20 protein-coding genes are annotated in these 19747 nt (G+C 70.9%); 1 reads left to right on the top strand and 19 read right to left on the bottom strand.

Features of this window, described 5'->3' with window-relative positions:
• Positions 1-682 precede the first annotated feature (682 nt).
• Entirely contained in the window at positions 683-859 is a 177-nt protein-coding gene (locus tag I601_RS20965) for a hypothetical protein (RefSeq protein ID WP_157519769.1), read from the top strand.
• Here the strand turns inward: I601_RS20965 and I601_RS00005 are convergent.
• From I601_RS00005 to I601_RS00095, 19 genes are all read right to left on the bottom strand, one after another.
• Positions 856-1215, bottom strand: coding sequence for a M48 family metalloprotease (locus I601_RS00005; RefSeq protein WP_169834642.1), 360 nt, complete (start codon positions 1213-1215; stop codon positions 856-858). The two genes, I601_RS20965 and I601_RS00005, sit on opposite strands and share 4 nt — an antisense overlap.
• The gene (locus tag I601_RS00010) at positions 1128-1676 is read right to left on the bottom strand and encodes a hypothetical protein (protein ID WP_068104868.1); all 549 of its coding nucleotides are present in this window, start codon (positions 1674-1676) and stop codon (positions 1128-1130) included. Before I601_RS00010 ends, I601_RS00005 begins: the two co-directional genes overlap by 88 nt.
• Before the next feature lie 147 nt (positions 1677-1823).
• Positions 1824-2177 (bottom strand): hypothetical protein, encoded by a 354-nt coding sequence (locus tag I601_RS00015; RefSeq protein WP_068104871.1) that lies wholly within the window; start codon positions 2175-2177, stop codon positions 1824-1826.
• Between the two features lie 11 nt (positions 2178-2188).
• Complete coding sequence (locus tag I601_RS00020) at positions 2189-2887, bottom strand: hypothetical protein (protein WP_237089500.1); 699 nt, start codon at positions 2885-2887, stop codon at positions 2189-2191.
• Positions 2884-4362, bottom strand: a complete 1479-nt coding sequence (locus tag I601_RS00025; RefSeq protein WP_068104873.1) for a type IV secretory system conjugative DNA transfer family protein — start codon at positions 4360-4362, stop codon at positions 2884-2886. Before I601_RS00025 ends, I601_RS00020 begins: the two co-directional genes overlap by 4 nt.
• Positions 4359-4964 (bottom strand): hypothetical protein, encoded by a 606-nt coding sequence (locus I601_RS00030; RefSeq protein WP_157519771.1) that lies wholly within the window; start codon positions 4962-4964, stop codon positions 4359-4361. The genes I601_RS00025 and I601_RS00030 overlap by 4 nt, the downstream gene beginning before the upstream one ends.
• Before the next feature lie 76 nt (positions 4965-5040).
• Complete coding sequence (locus I601_RS00035) at positions 5041-8184, bottom strand: VldE C-terminal domain-containing protein (RefSeq protein WP_068104876.1); 3144 nt, start codon at positions 8182-8184, stop codon at positions 5041-5043.
• Positions 8185-8205: 21 nt separating this feature from the next.
• On the bottom strand, positions 8206-9753 hold the full coding sequence (locus I601_RS00040) for an ATP-binding protein (RefSeq protein WP_068104878.1): 1548 nt from the start codon (positions 9751-9753) through the stop codon (positions 8206-8208).
• Complete coding sequence (locus I601_RS00045) at positions 9753-11258, bottom strand: SCO6880 family protein (RefSeq protein ID WP_068104879.1); 1506 nt, start codon at positions 11256-11258, stop codon at positions 9753-9755. The genes I601_RS00040 and I601_RS00045 overlap by 1 nt, the downstream gene beginning before the upstream one ends.
• Before the next feature lie 65 nt (positions 11259-11323).
• Positions 11324-13390: a type IV secretion system protein gene (locus I601_RS00050; RefSeq protein WP_068104882.1), complete on the bottom strand. Its 2067-nt coding sequence runs from the start codon at positions 13388-13390 to the stop codon at positions 11324-11326.
• The gene (locus tag I601_RS00055; RefSeq protein WP_068104883.1) at positions 13387-14184 is read right to left on the bottom strand and encodes a hypothetical protein; all 798 of its coding nucleotides are present in this window, start codon (positions 14182-14184) and stop codon (positions 13387-13389) included. Before I601_RS00055 ends, I601_RS00050 begins: the two co-directional genes overlap by 4 nt.
• Position 14185: 1 nt before the next feature.
• Positions 14186-15061, bottom strand: coding sequence for a hypothetical protein (locus I601_RS00060; RefSeq protein WP_068104884.1), 876 nt, complete (start codon positions 15059-15061; stop codon positions 14186-14188).
• Positions 15061-15345 carry a hypothetical protein gene (locus I601_RS00065; protein WP_237089504.1) on the bottom strand — a complete coding sequence of 95 codons (285 nt, stop codon included), beginning with the start codon at positions 15343-15345 and terminating at the stop codon, positions 15061-15063. The genes I601_RS00060 and I601_RS00065 overlap by 1 nt, the downstream gene beginning before the upstream one ends.
• A 47-nt stretch (positions 15346-15392) precedes the next feature.
• Complete coding sequence (locus I601_RS00070) at positions 15393-16241, bottom strand: hypothetical protein (protein WP_068104888.1); 849 nt, start codon at positions 16239-16241, stop codon at positions 15393-15395.
• Positions 16238-16456: a hypothetical protein gene (locus I601_RS00075; RefSeq protein ID WP_068104889.1), complete on the bottom strand. Its 219-nt coding sequence runs from the start codon at positions 16454-16456 to the stop codon at positions 16238-16240. The genes I601_RS00070 and I601_RS00075 overlap by 4 nt, the downstream gene beginning before the upstream one ends.
• A 61-nt stretch (positions 16457-16517) precedes the next feature.
• On the bottom strand, positions 16518-17471 hold the full coding sequence (locus I601_RS00080; RefSeq protein WP_157519773.1) for a hypothetical protein: 954 nt from the start codon (positions 17469-17471) through the stop codon (positions 16518-16520).
• A gap of 527 nt (positions 17472-17998) precedes the next feature.
• Positions 17999-18877 carry a hypothetical protein gene (locus tag I601_RS00085; RefSeq protein WP_157519775.1) on the bottom strand — a complete coding sequence of 293 codons (879 nt, stop codon included), beginning with the start codon at positions 18875-18877 and terminating at the stop codon, positions 17999-18001.
• A 23-nt stretch (positions 18878-18900) separates the two neighbouring features.
• A complete protein-coding gene (locus I601_RS00090) occupies positions 18901-19464 on the bottom strand; it encodes a hypothetical protein (RefSeq protein ID WP_068104903.1) in 564 nt (187 codons plus the stop codon).
• The gene (locus I601_RS00095; RefSeq protein ID WP_068104906.1) at positions 19461-19736 is read right to left on the bottom strand and encodes a hypothetical protein; all 276 of its coding nucleotides are present in this window, start codon (positions 19734-19736) and stop codon (positions 19461-19463) included. Before I601_RS00095 ends, I601_RS00090 begins: the two co-directional genes overlap by 4 nt.
• Positions 19737-19747: the final 11 nt, after the last annotated feature.

The following is a 19747-nucleotide window of genomic DNA, read 5'->3' on the forward strand; positions in this document are numbered from 1 at the left end:
TGGCCCGCGAGCTCGACCCGCGCCTGCTCGAGCAGGGCGACTGGCCGGCCACCGCAGCGATGCTGCAGCAGGCCCACGAGCACGGTCACGACGTCGGCGCCGCCACCCGTGCCATCGTCGCCGAGAAGCCCCTGGGCGACAGCCCCGCACGCGACCTGCGCTACCGGATCGTCTCCCGTCTGGAGATCCCGATCGACACCGAGAGATCCCGGCGCCGACCACGTCGCAGGGAGCCGCGCGCGACCGGCAGGACGTCAACCGCCGCGGCCGCCGCGGCGCGGCACTCCGCGACGCTGACTGGACGGACTGTCCGGCTTCCGTCAGTAGTCTTGGGCGCCCACTCCCCCGGCCGATCAAGGTGTCATGTCTGCCACGAAGCGACCCCGGCGTGCGACGCGCGCTCAGGTGCGGCAGTTCCTTGCCGTCGCCGGCTACGCAGGTACCCCGCCGGACGAGCTGGTCGACGCGTAGGTAGATCTGGTGGGCGCCGCAGGGCGCCCCGGGCTGCCGCGGCACCGGCTGGCGGTGCATCTGACCGCCAGTCTCCGGGCTGGGTCGCCCCCGAATAGACGTCTTCGAGACAGGGTGGCGAGAGCAGCAGCAGGCGCGCGAAGAGGCCGCCGCCACCGCGCGGACCGCAGTCGATCGTGACGCCGAGCGGGCCAAGGCGTACGTCGCCGGCGTGTGGGAACGCACCGGCGCCGGCCCGACGTGGACCGAGCTCGGTGACGCGCTCGGCTGGGCGCCGGCCTTGCGGGAGCGGATCATCCGGACTCTCGCGCGTGAGGGAGTGCTGTCCTACAGCCCCGAGCCGCGGTCGCTGGCCGTGGCCGGTGGTGCCGGCGGCGTCGAGGGCTAGTCGGCCGCCTGGTCGACCAGGTGGCGGCGCATGGCGGCGAGCCGTGCCTGCGGCTCAGGGTGGGTGGCGAACCAGCGTCGCTCGAGCCGCGCCCACGCTCGGCCGAGACCACCATCAGGCAGCAGCCGGGCGACGTTGTCCTCGTAGAACCGCATCAGCTCGGCGGCCGCGTCCAGGTCACGCGTCAGGTCGACGGCGAACAGATCGGCGGCGATCTCCTCCCGCCGGTCGAAGGCGACGCGCAAGCCCAGGAACGCGACGGCGGCAGTCATCGTGGCCAGCATCGCCGGGCCGGCCAGCTGCGGCGCAGCCGCGAGCGCCGTGATCGTGAGGCCGCCGCCGGCGAGCACGAGCACCAGGTAGCCGAGCAGCCACGCGTAGTGCGCCGCGCCGAGGTCCGATCACGTCGGATGACGTGGGCGAGCTCGTGGGCAGCCAGGCTCTGCACCGCGGCACAGCTGAGCCCGGTGAGTGCGGCCCGTGCGAACACCACGGTGGCCGGGTGTCCCGCTCGGAAACGGGTCACCGCCAGTCCGCCGTCGCCCACGACGCGGTCCGCGTCGCCGGTAGGCGCACCGAGGATCGCGACGACGTCGGTGCCAGGCGCTGCGATGTCCGCGAGCTCCGCGACGGCCGCCATCGCCGCGGCGGCCCGCTGCTGCAGCGCCTGGTCGACCGGCTCGGCGCCGCGGCGGGTGCGCCAGCCCTCCGACCAGGCGACCAGGACCTTGGCCAGCGTCGCGACCACCAGGACGGCGCCACCCAGGTAGGCGATCGCCGCGACGATGAGGAGGGCGTAGGCCACGGGGTCGGGCATGGCTCTAGGCCTTGACGGCCGCAGTGGCGGGATCGCTCAGAATCGCTCGGAGACAACGCGCTGGCGCCACCGTGCCCGGTAGGCCGGGTTCCCGGTCTCTCAGCGGCGTTCTGAGGCCGATTCGCGCACCGGGTGCAGGCGTCGGCATCATCTCGACGCGGTGGGAGCGAGTCCCACATCGTGCGCCGGCGTCGTCGACACAGGCGCACGGTCCTCGGCCGCGCGGCCGCGGGCGGCTGTCGCGGGCTCCTCGAGGTCCTCGCTCGGCTCCACCAGCTGGCGGTGCTCCTCGGCGCTGGGGACGCCGTAGCGACGCTCGGCCATCGCCTCGACCTGCGCCACGGCGTTCCACACGTGTTCGCCGGAGCTGTGGGAGTAGCAGGCGTTGAGGTGCTCGCGCGCGTGGCCGAGCTCCTTCTTGCTCGAACGCGGGTGCTCGCCGAGGGCCTTGAGAGCGCGCTGCGCGCGACCGATGGCCTCGGAACGCTCCTTCGTCTGCATCGTTGCCTCTGTCATTCCCTCGGTCCCTTCTCAGTTCGGGTGCGCGGCTGCGCACCGAGCGGGTCGTCCTTGATCTCGCCGGTGTCCAGGTCGACCTCGACGAGACGCGGTCGACCGACCGGCTCGGGCTGCTCATACGCCCGTCGGCTGGCGGGCAGCGCGTCGACGTCGTGGGCGAAGGCGTTCTCGCGCCGCTGGGTGCTGGCCTCGCCCAGGTGCTCGTTGTGTCGCGGCTTGGCCGGCCAGTTCTTGTGCTCGTCGTCGCAGTGGGCCCGCAGCCTGTTCCGCATGCGGTCGGTGAAGCCGGGCAGGCAGTAGCGGTGCCACTCCTCGAGCGCGTCGCTGGTCATCGCCAGTCCGGCGCGGCGGCGCTGGTCGGCCAGCACCGCGATCTCGTGGACCAGGTGCGGGTGCAGTGGCCAGCAGCTGGGGATGAGCCCGGAGACGTCCCAGGTGTACTCGCGGTTGAGCCAAGCCACGACATCCTCGAGCCACTCCCACAGCTGGTGCCGCAGCTCGGGGTCCAGGCACATGGCCGGCTCCCAGGGCCGCGGCAGCAGGGCGTGGTTGCCCAGGACCTTCTTCTGCTCCTCGGTGCCGTTGATGGCGATGTGGAGCTCGCGGTAGGCCAGCCGGACCCGCTCGCCGGGCACGGGGAACGGGAACACCATCGGGCTGGGTGCGGCCCGTCGGGCCTGTTCGGTCGTCACAGCTCACTCCTTGTTGGTTCGGTCTCGTCGTCGACGAAGCCGAGGCGGCGCGCCTCGACGAGGGCGGCGGTGGCCCGGGCCTCGGGGGTGATGACCATGCGGCGGTCGTTGGTGAGCCGCGCGCGCAGCGTCCGCTGGTCGGCCAGGAGCCGCTCGCCGGCCTTGCCCTCCACGCAGCGGTGCAGCTTGGCGATGATCGGCTTGCCGTTCTCGGCGATCACCAGTGCCCGTCGCTCGGGGAGCTGGCGGACCTCCTCGGGACGCATGATGGGGATGTCGTCGCCGGAGAAGTTGCGGCTACCGCCGTTGAACCCCCCGGTGGAGTGGGTGACGCGACCGATGCGGACTGTTCCGAGCAGGTCGGAGATCTCCTGGTTGAACGCGACGTCCTTCGACCCGCCGAACATCACCAGGGTGTTGGTGAGCCCGAGCAGTGCCCGGGCCTCGTGCTCGCCGAAGATGCTGGTCAGCTGGGGACGAGTCTGGGCGGCCCAGATGAACGACAGGCCCAGGGCGCGCTCGTTGGCCATCCGGGTGCGCAGGGTCGGCAGCGGTGCGGTCGATGGCAGCTCGTCGAGCACCGAGACCAGCGGCGGGCACAGCCGGCCGCCCCACGGTGAGCTGTTGGCCAGCAGCAGCCCGGTGTCCAAGACGTGCTCGGCCACCGCGGTCATCAGCGGGCTGGCCGAGGCGTAGGGGTCTTCGCGGCCCAGGAGGTAGATGGTGCCGCGTCGACGGATCACGTCGGCCAGGTCGGTAGCCGGGTGCCCGTGGCTGGGGACGCAGCGGCGGCGGATGTCGGCCTGAAAGAACAACGACACCGCCTGCTGCACCGTGGTGATCGTGTTGCCGGCGGTGCGGTCGTCGCCGTTGAGCGCCCCGTGCAGCAGGCCGTGCCAGAACGGCTCGGCGTGCGGGTGCCGGCGCAGGATCTCCATCGGCTGGCTGGCCGCGGTCGGGTTCGCGACCCACTGCAGGACGTCCTCGAGGGTCTTCCCGGTCAGGGCCGCGGCGTGGAAGTAGCCCTGCAGCACCTTCGCCGACTCCGCGGCGTAGAACCGGGCGGCATCGTCCCCGGTGCCGCCGGTGATCGCACCCTTGACGGTGCCGGCGGTGAAGGCCTTGGCTCGCCGCTCGGCGACCTTGGGGTCCACACAGCCGGCGATCGGGTCCCAGATCAGCTCGTCGACGACGCCCTCGGCCAGCCCGAACGGGTCGAGGACCACGCACGGCCGGTCGTCGCGGGAGCGTTCGGTGAGGCTCAGCACCAGGTCCTCGACCTTCGTCAGGGTGACCAGGGCAGCGCCCGGGGCACTGAGCAGCGCCGGGGTGAGCAGGTCGAGGGTCTTGCCGGAGCCCTGCGGGCCAATGACGCCGGCGGTGCGGTCCCACGGCACCCACAGCTCGCCGCCACGCGGCTCGTGCGCGTCCCCGATGCGCCAGCCCACGTCCCACGGGTTAAACCTCAGCTTCATCGCTCCTCCTCCTTCGTCCGGCGGCCGTTCAGGAGCCACGGGCTGAGCCCGTGGCCGAGCTGCGGCCCGGTCTGTTCGGTGAGGTCGCCGGCGGTGCGCTGAACGGGTGCCCCCGTGGCGGTGGCGTGCTTGCCGTAGAGGTCGGGGCGGACGATGCCGGCGACCTTGCGCAGCCGAGTGACGCCCAGGATCTTCTCGGCCTCTGCGGCGGTGGCCATGCCGCGCATGCGTCCCGGGCCCCACCGCTGGTAGGCCCAGACGCCGACCCAGATGCTGGCGCTCAGCAGCGCGACCTCGGTCATCGCGAGGCTGACCCACACCAGGCCGCGGCCAGCCAGGCCGTCCGGTGTCGGTGTGGGCAGGCCGGCGTCGGCGTGCCCGCCGACCACGCCGGGGAGGCTGGTCCAGAAGGCGGTGCCGATCGGTGAGGGGAACGCGCCGGCGTTGGCGTCGGGCCAGGTCCAGCCGGCGCCGGTAAGTAGGTTCGCGACGGAGCGGCCCAGCTGGATGCCGATCACGACGACGAACAGGGCCGCCAGGGCCACGGCTACAGGGATCTCCCAGGTCCAGGGGTAGGGGTCGCGTCGTCGCTCTCGCTGCATTGGATTCCACCTCCAGGAATCGTGGGTGGTCGAAGTTCTGGCTGGTCACCTATGTGTCGGGAGGGCCCGGCAGCGATCACACAGACCGGCTCGACTTCGAGGCGTTTTCAGCCAGCCAGGTCGAGGGGTCGACGTTGTCGGGTCCGTAGATGGAGCCGTTCTCGAGGTGGACCTCGAAGTGAAGGTGGCACCCGGAGCCGTTTCCCTCCTTGCCGACCTCACCGATCGGCTCGCCGGCAGCGACGGTCTGGCCGCGGCTGACGGTGACGCTCTGCATGTGCGCGTACCAGGTGGTCAGAGAGCCGGCGCCGGTGGTGACCTTGACCAGCTGCTTGCCGGCCCAGCTCTGGCTGGTGTCGATCTCGATGGTGCCGGCGTGGGCGGCGTAGACGGTCGTGTCGCACGGGGCGGAGAAGTCGGTTCCGGTGTGCCAGTTGGTCCAGTAGGGGCCGGTGTCGTGCCAGTTCTTCCGGTCCGTTCCGATGTACTGCGCGGGAACCGGGTAGACCACCTCGTCGCAGGACGCGCCCTCGAGGCCGACCGGGGAGACCTGGGCGTTGGGGAGCACGTTGATGTGCGGGTGGTCCAGGTGGTTCGCGGTAGCCGAGCCTCGGTCCTCCATCGGCCGCCAGCCCTCGTCGGCTCGCGCGACCGACCAGATGCGCTGGTACCAGATGATGTAGTCGATCCCGAGCTCGCGGGCGTGGGCCTGGGCGTACGCCACGAGCGCGTCCCCCTGGGCCTTGCCGGCGGGAGTCAGCGGGACCATGAAGTCGGCCGCCAGGCCGGCCGGGTGGCCGTGGGGGTCGGTGGCGCTCTCGCGGTAGCCGCCGACGGTCTTGATGTCGAACATCGGGCCGAGGATGTTGACCAGCTGCGTCAGCTGCGGCTTGACCGGGCCGAGGTTGTAGTTGGTCTCGGTCGCCACCGCGCAGCCCGCGCTGCTGCCGGCGGTGGTGGCGGTCACCAGCGGGTGGTCAGCGATCTTGTTGGCCTGGGTGCTGTTGTCGACCTCGGCGCTGGCCCAGGTGAGGTTGGCGCCGTAGATGTGGTCGATCGGCGCGTCCTGCTTGGGCTTCTTGCAGGGCTCCGCTGATCCGCCGAAGGCGTTGCTCAGTTCAGGGGTCAGCGCGCAGTGTGAGGAGTTCTGGCCGTCCTTGCCGTCGTTGAAGTCGCCCAGGATCACCGCCGGGGTGCCGGTGCCGGCGAGCTCGGTCATGGTGGCCAGCTGGCGGCGCAGCGCCTCCTGGCGGTGCCCGGAGGCGTTCCCTTGCGTGTTGGCGGGGTTGTGGATGCTCCAGACCCAGATGACCTGCCCGGCGTTGACGCTGTCGGCCGCACCCGTCAGCTGGACGACCGGCATCCCGACGTCCTTGCCGTTGAAGTACGGGATCTGGACGAGGCGTGAGTCGGTCATCTGCCAGCTGCCGCGATCCCAGATCACCTTGTTCTGGGTGTTGCCGGTGGCCGGGTACATGCCCCACTTGGCCGAGTAGCGCTCAGCCAGGGCCTTGGCCTGGGGGCCATGGACCTCCTGGAGGCCGGCGATGGAGACGCCGGCGTTCTCGATCGCGCTGAGTGCCCCGGGCAGACGCTTGTCCCAGGTGGCGTACCCGGCCTTCTCGTTGCCGCCGCCCGCCTGGTTGTCGGTGTGGCCGGCGCCCAAGATGTTCAAGGTCCCGACGGTGATCGGGTTGACGGTGTCCTCGCAGTTGCTCGCGTTCGAGACCTCGCCGTCGACGCCTGGCAGGTCGGGTAGGTCGCCGCCGAGCAGCTCGGTGATGTCGCCGGCGACGCCCTCCCACTGGGCGTAGGCGTCGGGGAAGCCGGAGCGCTGCACAGCCTGGGCCGCCTGCGTGAGCGGCATGTCCTGCCAGCCGGGGATGTCGAGCAGGCCGGGGTTGCCGGTGTGCTGGGCCTTGCCGAAGAAGGCACGCGCGGCGAGGACGGGGTTGGTGACCTCAGCACGGCTCCCCCAGCCGGTCGAGGGACGCTGCTGGAACAGGCCGCCGGAGTCGCGGTCGCCGCCGGTGAGGTTGACCAGCTTGGACTCCTGGATCGCGGTGGCGATCGCGATCTGCAGCCCGTAGCGGGGAACCTGGAGGTCGCGGGCAACCTGGGCGATGGTGATCGCATTGCGGGCCTGCTCGGTGGTCAGGGTCGGGTAGCTGGAGGCGAACCGCAGCTGCATCAGCTGGGCGAGCACGTCGCCGGACGGGGGCTCGGCCGACGTCCTTGTGGTGTGGGCGGCGTTCACCACACCTTCGCTGGTGGCCGCGGTCGTGGGGGCGCTCTCGGGGCCGGCGCCGTTCATGGCGATGCGGGCGGCGATCCAGTGGTGGTCGGAGACCATGGTCCCGTCCCAGCCGCCCTCGAGCCGCACGCCCTGGTACTGGGGGAAGAAGATGAAGTCGACCGAGTGGTTGTGCCAGCCGTAGCCGGCGGCCTTCATCTTGGCGGCCGCCGTCCACGGGAGGTCGGTGTAGGAGGCGTGGGTGTTCATGTCGCCGCCGATGAGCACCGGGCCGTGGGTGGCCAGGGAGTTCCGCAGCTGCAGCAGGATGTCCATGCCGGCGCCGTACTGCTGGGGCCGGGTCAGCGGCGGGTTGCTGTGCTGGCGGGGGTACTTGTGCGGGTTGGTCATGTGGTGGGTCGAGATCACCGACACCACGGCGCCGTCGGCGCGCTCGAGGATCACCCAGGTGGCGAACCGATCCCAGGTGACCGGGCGGCCCTTGTAGTAGGTGTTGTCGTCGACGGCGAGGGTGACCCGGCCACCGTTGGCCTTGGACCAGGTGTCGCGCTTCCACAGCACGACGTTGCCCATCGAGTTGTTGTCGCCGGTGTGGTCGGCGACCCGGAACGCGTCGTAGCCGGGGGCGGCCGCCTCGATCTGCGCCAGGCTCCAGCCGCTGGCCTCGTTGAGGCTCACGAAGTCGGGGTTCGTCGACAGCACCCGGGGCATGGAGGCCCGGAAGCCGTCGAGACCGGAGCGGCGCGGGATGTTGGCCTGCGCCATGGTGACCTTGCCCTTGACCGGACCGCCCACGGGACCGTCGATGACACCGAGGTCGCCGAGCTCAGTGGGTGCGGTCTCGCTGGTCTGGGTGCGGCACTCGGCTGCCGCGGTCGTGGTCATGACCACCATCAGGGTGACGACGAACGGCAGGGCCATGAAGACGATCAGGACCGGCAGTCCGGCGAGGAGTAGCTTCTTCACGACAGGTCAGTCCCGAGCGCCTCAGCCGGCGGCCTCGATGGCCTCGTTGGTGTAGTAGAGCTTCTTCTCCAGCGGGTGGAGCACCGTCTGGACCTTGTAGGTGGCGTCTCCGACGCACCACAGCGCGCGGCCCTTGTCCTGCATCGCCCACCCGGAGACGAGGTCCTGGGCGATCGGGCCGAAGCCGAGCATCGAGTCGAGCTCGCGCGCGACGCGCGGCTTCTGCCCGCCGAGGATCTTGATGTCGGCCAGTTCGAGGAGGTCCTTGGCGATCATCGCGGCCTGGGAGTCGGCATCGCCGACCGAGAGCAGGTCGGAGGGCTTGTGGAGGTTGGCGAACTGGATGTCGCCGCCCTTGCCGGCCATGCCGCGCGAGAGCCGCAGGTCGGCGTCGAAGCTCATTACCGCGGAGACGCCGAGGCGCATCTGCTTCCAGACCTCGTCGCGCACGACGATGCGCAGGTCGCCGGGCTCGGCGATCTCGCGCAGCCCGCGGCCCCAGGAGTTCATGCACAGCAGCGCGATGCCCACGGCCTCGTCCCCGAGGCCGTCGAGCCGGGAGAGGCTGAACGACTGGATCGGGGCGCGCCAGTCGACCTCGATGTTGGTGAAGTCGTCGAAGAGGCCGGCCAGGGTGCCGGTGACCAGCTCACCGAGCGCGTTGCGCAGCAGCCGGGTCTGGTCGAGGAACTGGCGGGTGTTCCCGTACTCGCACGCCCGGACGAGTTCCTCGGTGGGGTTGCGCAGCAGGTCCCACAGCCGCGGGATGGTGGTCTCGGTGAGGATCGAGTTGCCGGCGGCGTAGCCGGTGAGGATCGCCAAGGCGTTGCGGACGACGTCGCTCTCGTCGGGCCCGAACGGCACTCGGCGCTGGTCGTCGAGCTTCATGCTGCCGACCAGGCCGCGGATCAGGACCAGCCAGCGCTTGAAGATGATCGTCGTGCGCCGTTGGGCTTCCTCGGCCGAGAGCTTCTCCCAGTCGTGGCCGAGCGGGCCCATGGCCAGGGGGTTGATTCGTGCCCAGAAGCCGGGGGCGATGACGAACGGCTCGACACCGAGCGCGCGGCACAGCGACTCGTACTCGTCCTTGGGGTCACCCAAGACCAGGGTGCGGTAGCCGAAGGGCATCATCCGGGTGCAGAACGCCTTGGTGGTGCCGGACTTGCCGGTGCCGGGCTTGGCGAACTGGAAGATGTTCGGGTTGGTCGCCGACACGTCGTCGCGCAGCACCCAGCCGAACGGGTCGCAGTAGAACGAGCCGCCGGAGAGCTGGTCGACGCCCATCTGCGCCCCGGTCGGCGGCAGGGCCGGCGCGGACACGAACGGCCAGAACACCGGTGCTTGGTCACTGGTCATCCGCCAGGCCTGCGCCGGGGCCGTGACGGGCGCCCAGCCGCGGCCGCGACGAGCTGCACCGCGGCGCGGGGCGTACTTGAAGATCCGGGGCTCCTTGGCCTCCGGGGCGAGCGGGGGGATCGTGGGCAGGTCGTGGCCGAAGTCGGACAACAAGGCCGCCATGTCCCTGCCTCGATCGGCGCCGCCGCGGTTCCGGCGGGTCGTGGTGGGCATCAGGCGTCTCCGCTCCGGGTCAGGCTCATCCCGACGGGGATGGTCGAGGCGGCGAAACCGACGTCCTGGGCCAGGTCGAGCCGCAGGGGCGCAAACCCGGCGCGTCGGATCGAGGCGTCCAGGCGACGGCCGAACTCGGTGATCCGCAGCGTCTTGGGAACCGTGACCGTGCACACCGCGTAAGGCCGGACCAGCGCGTTGCCGTGGGCCAGCTTGGCGTCCAGGCCGCGGGCCTTGTGGGCCTCGTCGCGCTGCTTGGCACGGGTCTTGCGGCCGAGCTTCTCGTTCATCCCCTCAGCCAGGTCTGCGGCCCACTCGGCGTTGCCGGACTGCCGGTCGGCCTTGGACTGGGACACGATCGGGAAGGAGACGACGAACGAGCGCCGCTCACCGGACTCGCTCGGGGTGAGGATCGGCGCCAGGGCGCCCATCGCCACGCCGCGGGTCGGGAGCTTGATGGTGGAACTGATCGAGTTCCACGCGTCGTGGCTGTAGTGCCGCACCGTCGCATCCGCGCCCGAGGGCCCGGCCAGCGCCCACGGGACGTCGGCGTTCACGCTCGGGTCCTTCTCCCGCATGGCGAGGGCCTCGACGATGCCGGCGCGATCGCCTGGGGCGAACCCGGTCCGGGACGCCAGGGCGAGCTCCGGCGAGGTGAGCCAGCGGACCGACGTCATCCCCATCGGGCCCCGCAGCTGGGCCTCGATCTCGGCCATGAGCAGGTAGAGCTCGCGGCAGCGGCCCTCGAAGCCGCCCCCGGACTCCTTGGCCGACCGGGCGATCCGGGTCTCCGGGACGACGATTGTCACGAACTGCTCGGTGCGCACCGACGCCTGCGTGAGGCCCACCGCGAGGTCGCTGTTGACGACCTCGGACAGCTGGGGGGCGTTGTCGCGGCGGTGCTTGTTGACCCACAGATCGCGCTCGGCGCCGTCCTCGGGGACGGTGCGGACCATGAACAGGATCTCGTCGACCTTCTCGGTGCGGCCGGCGACGTCGAGCAGCCCGGCCAGCGCCTCGCCGTAACGGCTGCGCTCCTCGGTGTCCTTCATGCCGATGCCGGGGTGGACGATCGAGGCGGTGACTGCCCAGGTCTTCGTCGCGTCATCGTGGATCACTCCGACCCGCTGCAGCTGGGAGCCGTGCGGCGGGCCGTCGTGGATCTTGATGCCCTGCAGCACCCCGGGGAGATCGGGGGTGTCGAGGTCCTCGGCGCGGCCCTCGGTGGCCTTGGCACGGAACGAGGTCCAGCCGAGCAGCCCGCCGACGGCGTACATCGTCGAGGCGAACACCCAGCCCGTGGCCGAGCGGCCCCGGACCGGGACGACGGTGATGGCCAGCAGGAACAGCCAGACCAGGGCGAACAGGAACGCAGAGAACCACGCTCCGCGGCTGATCGCCCAGAACGCCGGCAGGCTGGCCAGCGCCAGGAACATCAGCTGGCCTCCGGAGAGGCCGAAGAACCAGCCGATGCGGTCGCGCTGGTAGTCGGCGTAGATGGTCATCGTCGGTTTCCTTCCGGGTCACTGCATGTCGATTGGGGCTGGGGGCAGGTCGTGCGGCGCATCGGCTACACCGCCACCGGGGGGATCGCGCCGCCTGCTGCACCGGCTCCGCCGGCACCTCCGGCCGCTCCCCCGCCGCCACCCGCGGCCGGGGTCTTGGGCGCTGCTCCGGCACCACCGCCGCCCTGTCCGCCAGAGCCGCCGCCCTGCCCGCCCGAGCCGCCACCCGAGCCACCGCCGGGTCCGCCGCCGGTGGGCAGCGTCGGCGGGGTGGGCGGGGCAGGCGGGGCAGGCGGGGTCGGCAACGGCGAGTCGTCGTCCCCGCTGTTCTGCGAGCCCGGGTGCGTGCCGCTGCTCTGGTCGCCCGACTGGCCGCCGGACTGGCCGGACTGGCGGCCACCCATGTTGCTGAAGTCGGGTCCGTAGGTGCTCTGCCCGACGCCGGCCTGGTTGGTTTCGTCCGACATCAGGGACGTGGCCTTCGCTCCGGCGCTGCTGACCATCCCGAGCCCGGCAGCGAACGCCTGTCCGACCGGGCCGAAGCTGCCGAGGACGCCCTGGGTGGACTTGCTGAACCGGTCGCCCGTCGAGGCCTCGGCGCTCTGCTCACCCGACGAGCGACCGTTGCCGTCGGTGGTCGAGGCGGCCGACGAGCCGCCGCCGGCACCGCCGCCGCTCAGCAGCCCCTGGAGGCCGCCCTGGATGGCCATGCCCTGCCGGAACGACGCGCCGCTGGGGGTGCCGGGGTCGACGAAGGCCAGAAGCTTGAACAGCGCCAGCGGCGCGACGACGCTGATCAGGATCGTCATGACCGCCGGCAGGGCCGTGCCGAACGCCTTGGCGGTGCCGTCTGCGAGGTGGGCAGCGACGCCGTTGGCGAACTGCACGCCGATGCCCAGCACCATCACCATCAGCACCGGGGTGAACGCCGCGGCGTGGAACCAGCGCAGCGACTTCCAGAACCAGGAGCGGGTGAAGTCGGAGACCAACCCGGCCGCGGCGAGCGGGCCGGTGGCGACCAGGACCAGCAGCGAGGCCGCCCTCGCGAGGTAGACCAGGACGTGTCCGATCGCGGCCAGCCACAGGAAGATGCCGAGGAAAGCCAGCGCGGTGGCCACGCCGGCCTCGGTGATGTCGTCGACGCCGAGGCCGCCCAGGGGATCCCAGTCGGGCCAGGTCTGCACCTTGAGCAGCGACTTCATCAGCGCTTTCGTGATGGCGCCGCAGGCCGCGACGATCATGACGCAGTAGCCGAACCAGCAGGCGCAGACCAGGACGAACTGGCCGGCGCCGATGAACGCCCGCGCGAGGCCCTTGCCCTCGCGTTTGAAGGCCGCCGCGCCGAGCTGGATCATCGCCAAGATGACCACCAGGGCGAGCGCGAGCCAGAGGGTGAAGGCGTAGACGTCCTTACCGGGTCCGTCGTCGCTGAGGTCGGGGGTCAAGAACAGCTCGCTGAACGTGAGCACGATGCGCAGCACGAACAGGCCGGAGCTCCACACCGCGAGCATGGCTGCGGTCCAGGCATCGGCCGCCGCCTTGGCGATGACGTCCCCGATGTTCTCGAACGGGTTGGGGATGTCACCGAGGCCGGGGATGCCGGCGCCGAAGAGGTCCCCCACGTTCGGGAGTCCGGGGATGCCGGGCACCCCCGGGACGCCAGGGAGTCCGATCCCCGGGAGCCCGGCGTCGCAGATCGCGTCGAGCAGCCCACACCCGCTGACTCCCGGCACCACTCCCCCGACTCCCTTGGCGCAGTCGGTGAGGCTGGGGTTTTCCAGGCACTCCTGGACGCCCTCGACCTGGTTCTCGATCTCGTCCTTGACGCCACCGGCCGCGTCCTTGCCGCAGTCGACCGGGTCCTCCGCGCACTCGAGGGCGTCTCCGCCGATGTCGCACAGTTCGTCGGGACCAAGGCAGCCCATCTTGAGGGTGCGGGCCGGCAGCTGGCTGGTGGTCTCGACCGTGGCGACCTGCGCTGTGCTGGCCGCCGTGCTGGTCGCCGGCTCGGCCGCGGCGGCGGTTGGCGGCTGGATGGTCGTGGCGGCTCCGAGAAGCGTGGTGAGGACCAGGACCGCCAGGGCGTCGATGCCCAGCCTGGTGACCCGGTGGAAGAGGTCGGCGGTGCTCACTGGGGTGCTCCGTTGATCGGGATCCAGCCGGCCTGCTTGTACTCCGGAGTGCCCGGCGCGACCGCCTTGGGCTGTCCGGTGGAGACCAGGTGCTCGATGTCTGCGGTGCTGCCCTGGACCAGGCACCAGTCGCCCACGCCGTCGACCTCGAGCCACCGCATCAGCTGGGTGCCGGCGTAGAGGCCGTCGCTGACCTTGCCGTTGGCGGTGGTGAGGGTGACGTAGCTGAGCAGGTTCACCGCGTAGTAGCCGGTGTCGAGCTCCTCGAGGGTGTACGCGATCGGCGTCACCGCGTACGACGCGGGCGGGGGGACGTCCCCCTCCTTCGGGACGCCGGCTTGCTGGCGGCGCAGCGCGACAGCGTCGCGGGCGCGCTGCTCGAAGACGGCCGTGTCCTCGGGGTTGGCGTACAGGCCGGCGACGGCGGCGGCCTGGTCGTAGTCGAACCCGACCTGCGCCTTGGCGACCTCGACTTGCAGCGCGACCGCGCCCAGGTCGGTCTGGGGGAACCGGGTCGGGTAGCCGTCGACCTGGTCGGCGCCGGTCGGGATCACGACGCCGTCTGCGGGTGCGCTCTCCGGGGCGACCTGGTCGACCGAGACGTTCTGCCCCTGCTGCCCGGTCTGGCTCGAGGAGTCCCCGGATGTCTTGTCGGTTCCGCTGCTGTCATCGGTCCGGCCGCGCGCTCCGAGCCAGACGGCGGTCGCCACGAGGACGGCGATCGCCACCAGGACCCCCACGCGCAGCAGGGTCGTGCGGGACTCCCCCATCGAGTCGTTGATCCGGTTGCTCATCTCAGTGCTCCCCTTCCGTGTCGCCGGGGTGGGCGGGTTCGGTGGTGTGGTCGGTGGACCAGGTGCGCCAGCCGGCCTCGTGTGCCAGCTGGGTGCCGGGCCAGGTCGCGGGTGCGGGTGCCGGCGGGGCGCCGGGGGCGACCATCCAGCGGCCCCCGACCCACTGCATGCGCTCGCAGTGCGCGAAGGCGATCTGTCCTTCGGACTTGTAGGTGGCGCTGACCTTCATCAGCACGCAGACCGTCGCCCAGTCGGGGCCGTCGGTGCCCTTGACCAGCGCGGCGGCCGGCTCCAGGGTCACCGAGGCGCTGGGGTCCTTGACTTCGCCCATCCCGGTGCTGGAGAGGAACGCGCGGACGCTGGCGGTGATCCACCAGTCCTCCGCACGGACCCCACCGGGCAGGGCCCAGGCGTTGTAGACCTCCTCGGCGGTGCTCAGGCTCATCGACTGCAGCACCGCGAGGTCGATCTGGGCGAGCTGTCCGATCGCGCCCTCCGGGCTGTGCGGGAACCCGGTCATCACGAACGCGGGTCCGTTGACTCCGGTCCCGGTCGGGATTTTGATCTCCGGTGCCTTAGCGCTGGTGGTCTCGCCCGGGAAGGCGGCGCTCACGGGCACGGTCAGCATCGGCTCGGCCGCGATCTCATCGCGATGCGCGGCACCGCGGGCCACCGTCGAGCGCTCGGTCTCGCCGGTGGCCACGCCGGTGTTCGCGCTGGCCTCGTCACCGATGCCGGCGATCGCCAGGTAGACCGCGTAGGCGAGGCCGCCGAGCAGGAGCACAGCCACGGCGACGGCGGCGGCCAGGATGCCGAGCAGCCGGCGCCGGCTCCACTCGCTGGTGCCTTCTGCCTTCTTCGTGGCTGCGCGCCGCATCAGATGCAGCCCTTGCCGAGGATCCCGTTGAGCATCCCGGGCAGCACCAGGTAGGCGATCGCGCAGGCGAACACGACCACCACCGAGATCACGCCGACCTTGGAGGCGTGCGGCAGGGAGAACACTCGGCCGGCGATGATCGCGCCGATGGCGATGATGATGCCGAGACCGAACAGGACGATGACGCCCCACAGCACGTAGCTGGTGATCTCGTTGGTGGGGCCGACAGCACCCGGGGGCGCCTTCGGGCAGACGGCCGTCACGGTGGTTGCGGTTGCGGTCATGACGTCCATGGGTGGACTTCCTTTCTGGGTTGCTGACCCCGGGCGGGTCAGGCGCTTTCGCTGGTGTCGGTGGGCAGATGTGCGGGCTCGAGCAGCTGACGTGCTGCCGAGATCAGGGGGGCCGGGACGGGTCGGGAGTCCAGGCCGTTGACCGCGAGCTCGCGGTCCTCGGGGATCTCCACGCACCGGTCCGCGTCCAGGGCACGGCGGACGGCTGGGCCGCCGGCGTGCTCGAGGCCGCGCGGCCACTTCTTGCGGCGGGGCCCGCGGACGGCGAGGACGATCTGCTCTGGCTGCCAGTAGCCGGCCAGCAGGTCCATGGCGACCCCGGCGCGACGCATCCCGGGGACGGTGGCGGTGGTGACCAGGACGATCTGATCGGCGGCGCGGACGGCTTCGGCCAGCCAGCAGTCGGTGGCCAGCAGCTGGCCGGCCTCCCAGCCGACGTCGAGAATGGTCAGCTGGGTCTCGTTCTGTGCCTCGGTGGGCAGCGGGACCTCGTCGACGCCAGCGAGGACCTCGCTGGCGCGCTCGAGCAGGACGTGGTCGCGCTTGCCCTGACGCCAGTCGGTCGGGTGCAGGCCGAGCTCGGCGGTGCTCGCCGCGGCGAGTCCGGAGGCGGTGACCGAGCAGCACTCGATGACTCGGACCGGGGCGGCTGCCGCCAGGCCGGTGGCCAGGGCGACGGTGCTCGCGCCGACCGAGCCTGCGGACCCGATCACGGCGATGGTGTGCTCGCCGTCGGCCGGTGACCAGTTGTCCTCCGCGGCGGTGCCGCGGCCGCGGGGGCCCTTGCCGGCGCCGGGACCGGTGCGGAACTCGCCGGCGTTCAGTGCGTGCCAGGCGCGCTTGAGCTCGTCGATACCGACCGGGCGGCTCGGGGTCTGGGTGCTCACTGGGCCTCCCCGAGGGTGCCGCGGCGGAACTCGAGCGCGGCGCGGACCTCGGCCGGGGTCAGGGTCGCCAGCTGCGCCTTCGCGGCCTGGACTTCGTGCAGCTGGGCGACGCAGCCGGTCAGCTGCTCGATCGCCTCGATCTCGCGGCCGGCGATCGCGAACAGCTCGGCGATCTGCTCCGGCTTACGGGTCTCGCCGTCGTGGGTGTTTGTCATGGGCTTCACCACCTCCAGTCGCCTATGTGTCGCGGGGTGGCGCGAGCGATCACTTCCGGGCTTATTCGTCATGGCCGAACTTCCTCGGGGCGGCCGCGGCGAGGGCGCGCATGGAGCGAGAGCCGTGGCGACGGACGGTCGCCTCAGAGACCCCGATGCGGGGCGCGACCCGGCTGGACACCTCGTTGCTGAGCAGGCCGCCATACCCGCGCGCCAGCCTGCGGGTCTCGACTCGGTCGGCCTCCTCGACCAGGCACAGCAGCAGGTACCGGTCCGCGGGGCTGATCACCTTGTGGTCGCAGGCCCACGCGAGCAGCTCCAGGAGCTCCTCAGTGGCCGACGGCTCCTCCTGCTCGGGTCCGGCGTCGGCGAGGATCTCGGGGCGGTGGAACAGCGCGCCGGCGACCCGCTCGGTCGGCATCTCGGCCGAGTAGCCGGCACCGCCGTCGACGCTCGTCAGGTCGCCAGCCGAGAAGGACTCGACGAGGGTGGTGTTGGCCCAGGTGCGGTCGGCGCGGGAGACGTAGAAGAAGTCGCCGACCTCGCGGAGGACACCGACGCGGGTGTTGATCAAGATGTTGGCCGCGACCTTGCGGGTCCGGCGCCACTTGAAGCTGCGGACCTCGATCCACAGCTGGGAGGCCACGAGCTCGTCGACCCGCTCGACTGCTGACCAGGTGCCGGCCATCACCGGCTGGCTGTCGCGGAAGACCTCGCGTGGCGGGAGGGTGCTCAGCCAGCCCGCGAGCCGGCAGGCGCCGGGCAGCAGGCACTTGGCCAGAGCGGCCGCAGCGGCGATGTCGCCGCCGCCGTCGGGGGCCGCCAGCATGGCCAGCGCGAGGAGGACCGGGTCGGAGGTTTCGTGGTCCACCGTCGGAAGCCAGGAGCGGAGATCGTCGAAGTTGTCGACCACACCGAGGCGCGGATCGGCGGCCACCCAGGCCGGCCACTTCTGGCGGGCCTGGTCGAGCAGTTCGCTGTTGTCGTCGAGGCCGAGCTGGTCGCCCACACTCATCGCGCTCGCTCCTTTCGTCCGTGGCTGAGCACGGCAGAAAGATCGCGAGCAGGCGTCCCCGCATCCGTCCCCCCAAACCCCTGATTTCGAGGGGGGACGCCTGCTCGACGGGGATACGGTCGTTGCGTTTGCGCAGGTCAGAGAGGGGGGGACGCCCCCGCCCCCCGAAAAACAAAAAAGTTCCCGGCCGACCCTTGCGCGGCCTTCCTTCTCATGCGCGGTCGAGCGGCCCCGGACGGCAGTCGACGCGACGCCGGTCCGGCGCCGGCGCAGCCTCTCCCCGGCCTGGACGCCGTGAGTTTCTGGATCTCCTGCGCTGCTCGATCGGCCGTGCTCTACTAGGCGCCGAAGCCCCAGGTGACCCGAGACGCCTGGGGCTTTCCCCTTCGCAAAGGTGGCCCGCGCAGGCCGGATACTCGCCGCCGGCCAGGCTCGATCCGAGGCCCTTAGAACGAGAACAGGTCCCCGTCCTGCTCCGAGGACGGGGACCTGTCTCCTGTGGTCGCTGAGTGACTACCGACCACTCACTACGTCAGCACCTGGGCCTCACCGATGCGGATCGGCAGCGCGTCGGTGGTCAGGTCGAACTCGATGGTTCCGGACTGACCTCCGCCGGCCCACTCGACGACCCAGTGGCTCGTGGCGGTGACCTGGTAGGCCCCATCGGGCTGGTCCGTTGACATCTTCTCGTAGCGGTGCCCACACGTCGGCGAGTCCTGCTTGCCGTAGTGGTCGGCGTACGGGGTGCCCTTGCCTGTGCAGGTCACCGTGGTCCCGTCACCCATGTCCCAGACGATGCTGGAGACGCTGGCGGTGGCACTGACCGACACCGACCCCTCGCTGGCCGATGCAGTGATCGGGCCGAACGTGTCGTCCGTCGGGCTGTCGACCCACATCCACACCGGGAGCCCGACAAGGCCAACCCGGTTCGGACCCGATTCGGGGACGATGCCGATCTGGATGGGATCCAGGTCCATCGAGGCGATCGCGCGCTGAGCGAGCACCACAGGGTCGATGGTGACTACTTCGCCGGTCTGCACCCACGTGTACTCCCAGGACGATCCGGGCGGCGGGAAGTAGCAGACGTGCCAGGCGCCATCTTCCTTCGTCTGGCCCGCGGGCGGCTGAAGATCTTCGCCCAGCTCACCAGCCGAAGGTCCGATCCAGCACTCGTGAAGGCTGCTCCACACCGACCCTCCGGGGCCGGTGCACGGAATCTCTCTCCCGTTGTAGTTGCAGGTGGAGGAGCCGCCGGTGTCGCCCCCGTCACCGCCGTTGCCGCCGTTGCCGCCACCATCCTCCTCGTCCTCACAGACGACCTCGCCCGTCTCCTCGTCGACGTCGCAGCCATCAGCGTTGGCCGCGGGTGCCATTGCGACCACGACCACGAACGACGCGCCGAGCATCGCCAGCAGAGCGATGATGCGCCTTAGCATGACTCCTCCCACAGGAGGTCAGATTCGGTCACCTTCCACGTGCCCTTGTCCTTGACGAGGGTGTACTTGACGGGCGCTGGGTTGCGGAGAGGGTTGCCTTCAGGAGTGGTGTAGTCGGGCGTCCGCACCTTGCCCTTCACCTTCACGGTTACTCCTGAACGGTCCTCGCAGTCCGTGATCTCGATCGAGCTGCCGCGGTTTCGCGGCTCCCCGAGCGTGTGGACGTAGCTGCCGGTCTTCGTGACGTCGGCAATCTTCATGTCGACGACCGCTTCCTGCAGCTCAAGAAACTCCTCACCCGTCGCGACCGGGTTGAGGGCCTTGAAGTCGATCGTCCGCTTCCGGTGGGCCAGGTCCCTCACCTCGAGGTACTTCGTCAGCTGGGCCGCCGCCTTCTCCTCCGGTGTCTTCGGAGTCGGCGTGCTGGTGGGTGTCGGCGAGGGGGACTGGCTCGGGGTCTCCTGGACCGTGGGCTCGGTGTCGTCGCCGCCGCAGCCCGTCAGGGTCAGTGCGAGGGCGAGGGCCCCTCCCCCGAGTGCGGAGTGGTGCTTCCTCATGTGGTGTCTCCTCCTGTGGTGGGCGACGCCATGACTGACCGCTGGCTGACGTCGTTGGCAATGTGCTCGAGGTGTTCTTCGGCTGCGTCGACGAGCTCGGCCAGCGAGCCGTTGTCGGCGGGGTCGATCCCGAACTTCTTGTCGGCGTTGTAGAGCGTGCGGATGGTGTCGCGCACGAACACGGGCCGCGCGACGCGGCGGGCGTCGAGATCGGGGCGGTCGCCGCCGGCCGCGACGTATCGGCCGGTGAGTTCCTGGTCGAACGTTGTCATGTGCTGGTGCT

The organism is Nocardioides dokdonensis FR1436 (assembly GCF_001653335.1).
Taxonomy (GTDB): Bacteria; Actinomycetota; Actinomycetes; order Propionibacteriales; family Nocardioidaceae; genus Nocardioides; species Nocardioides dokdonensis.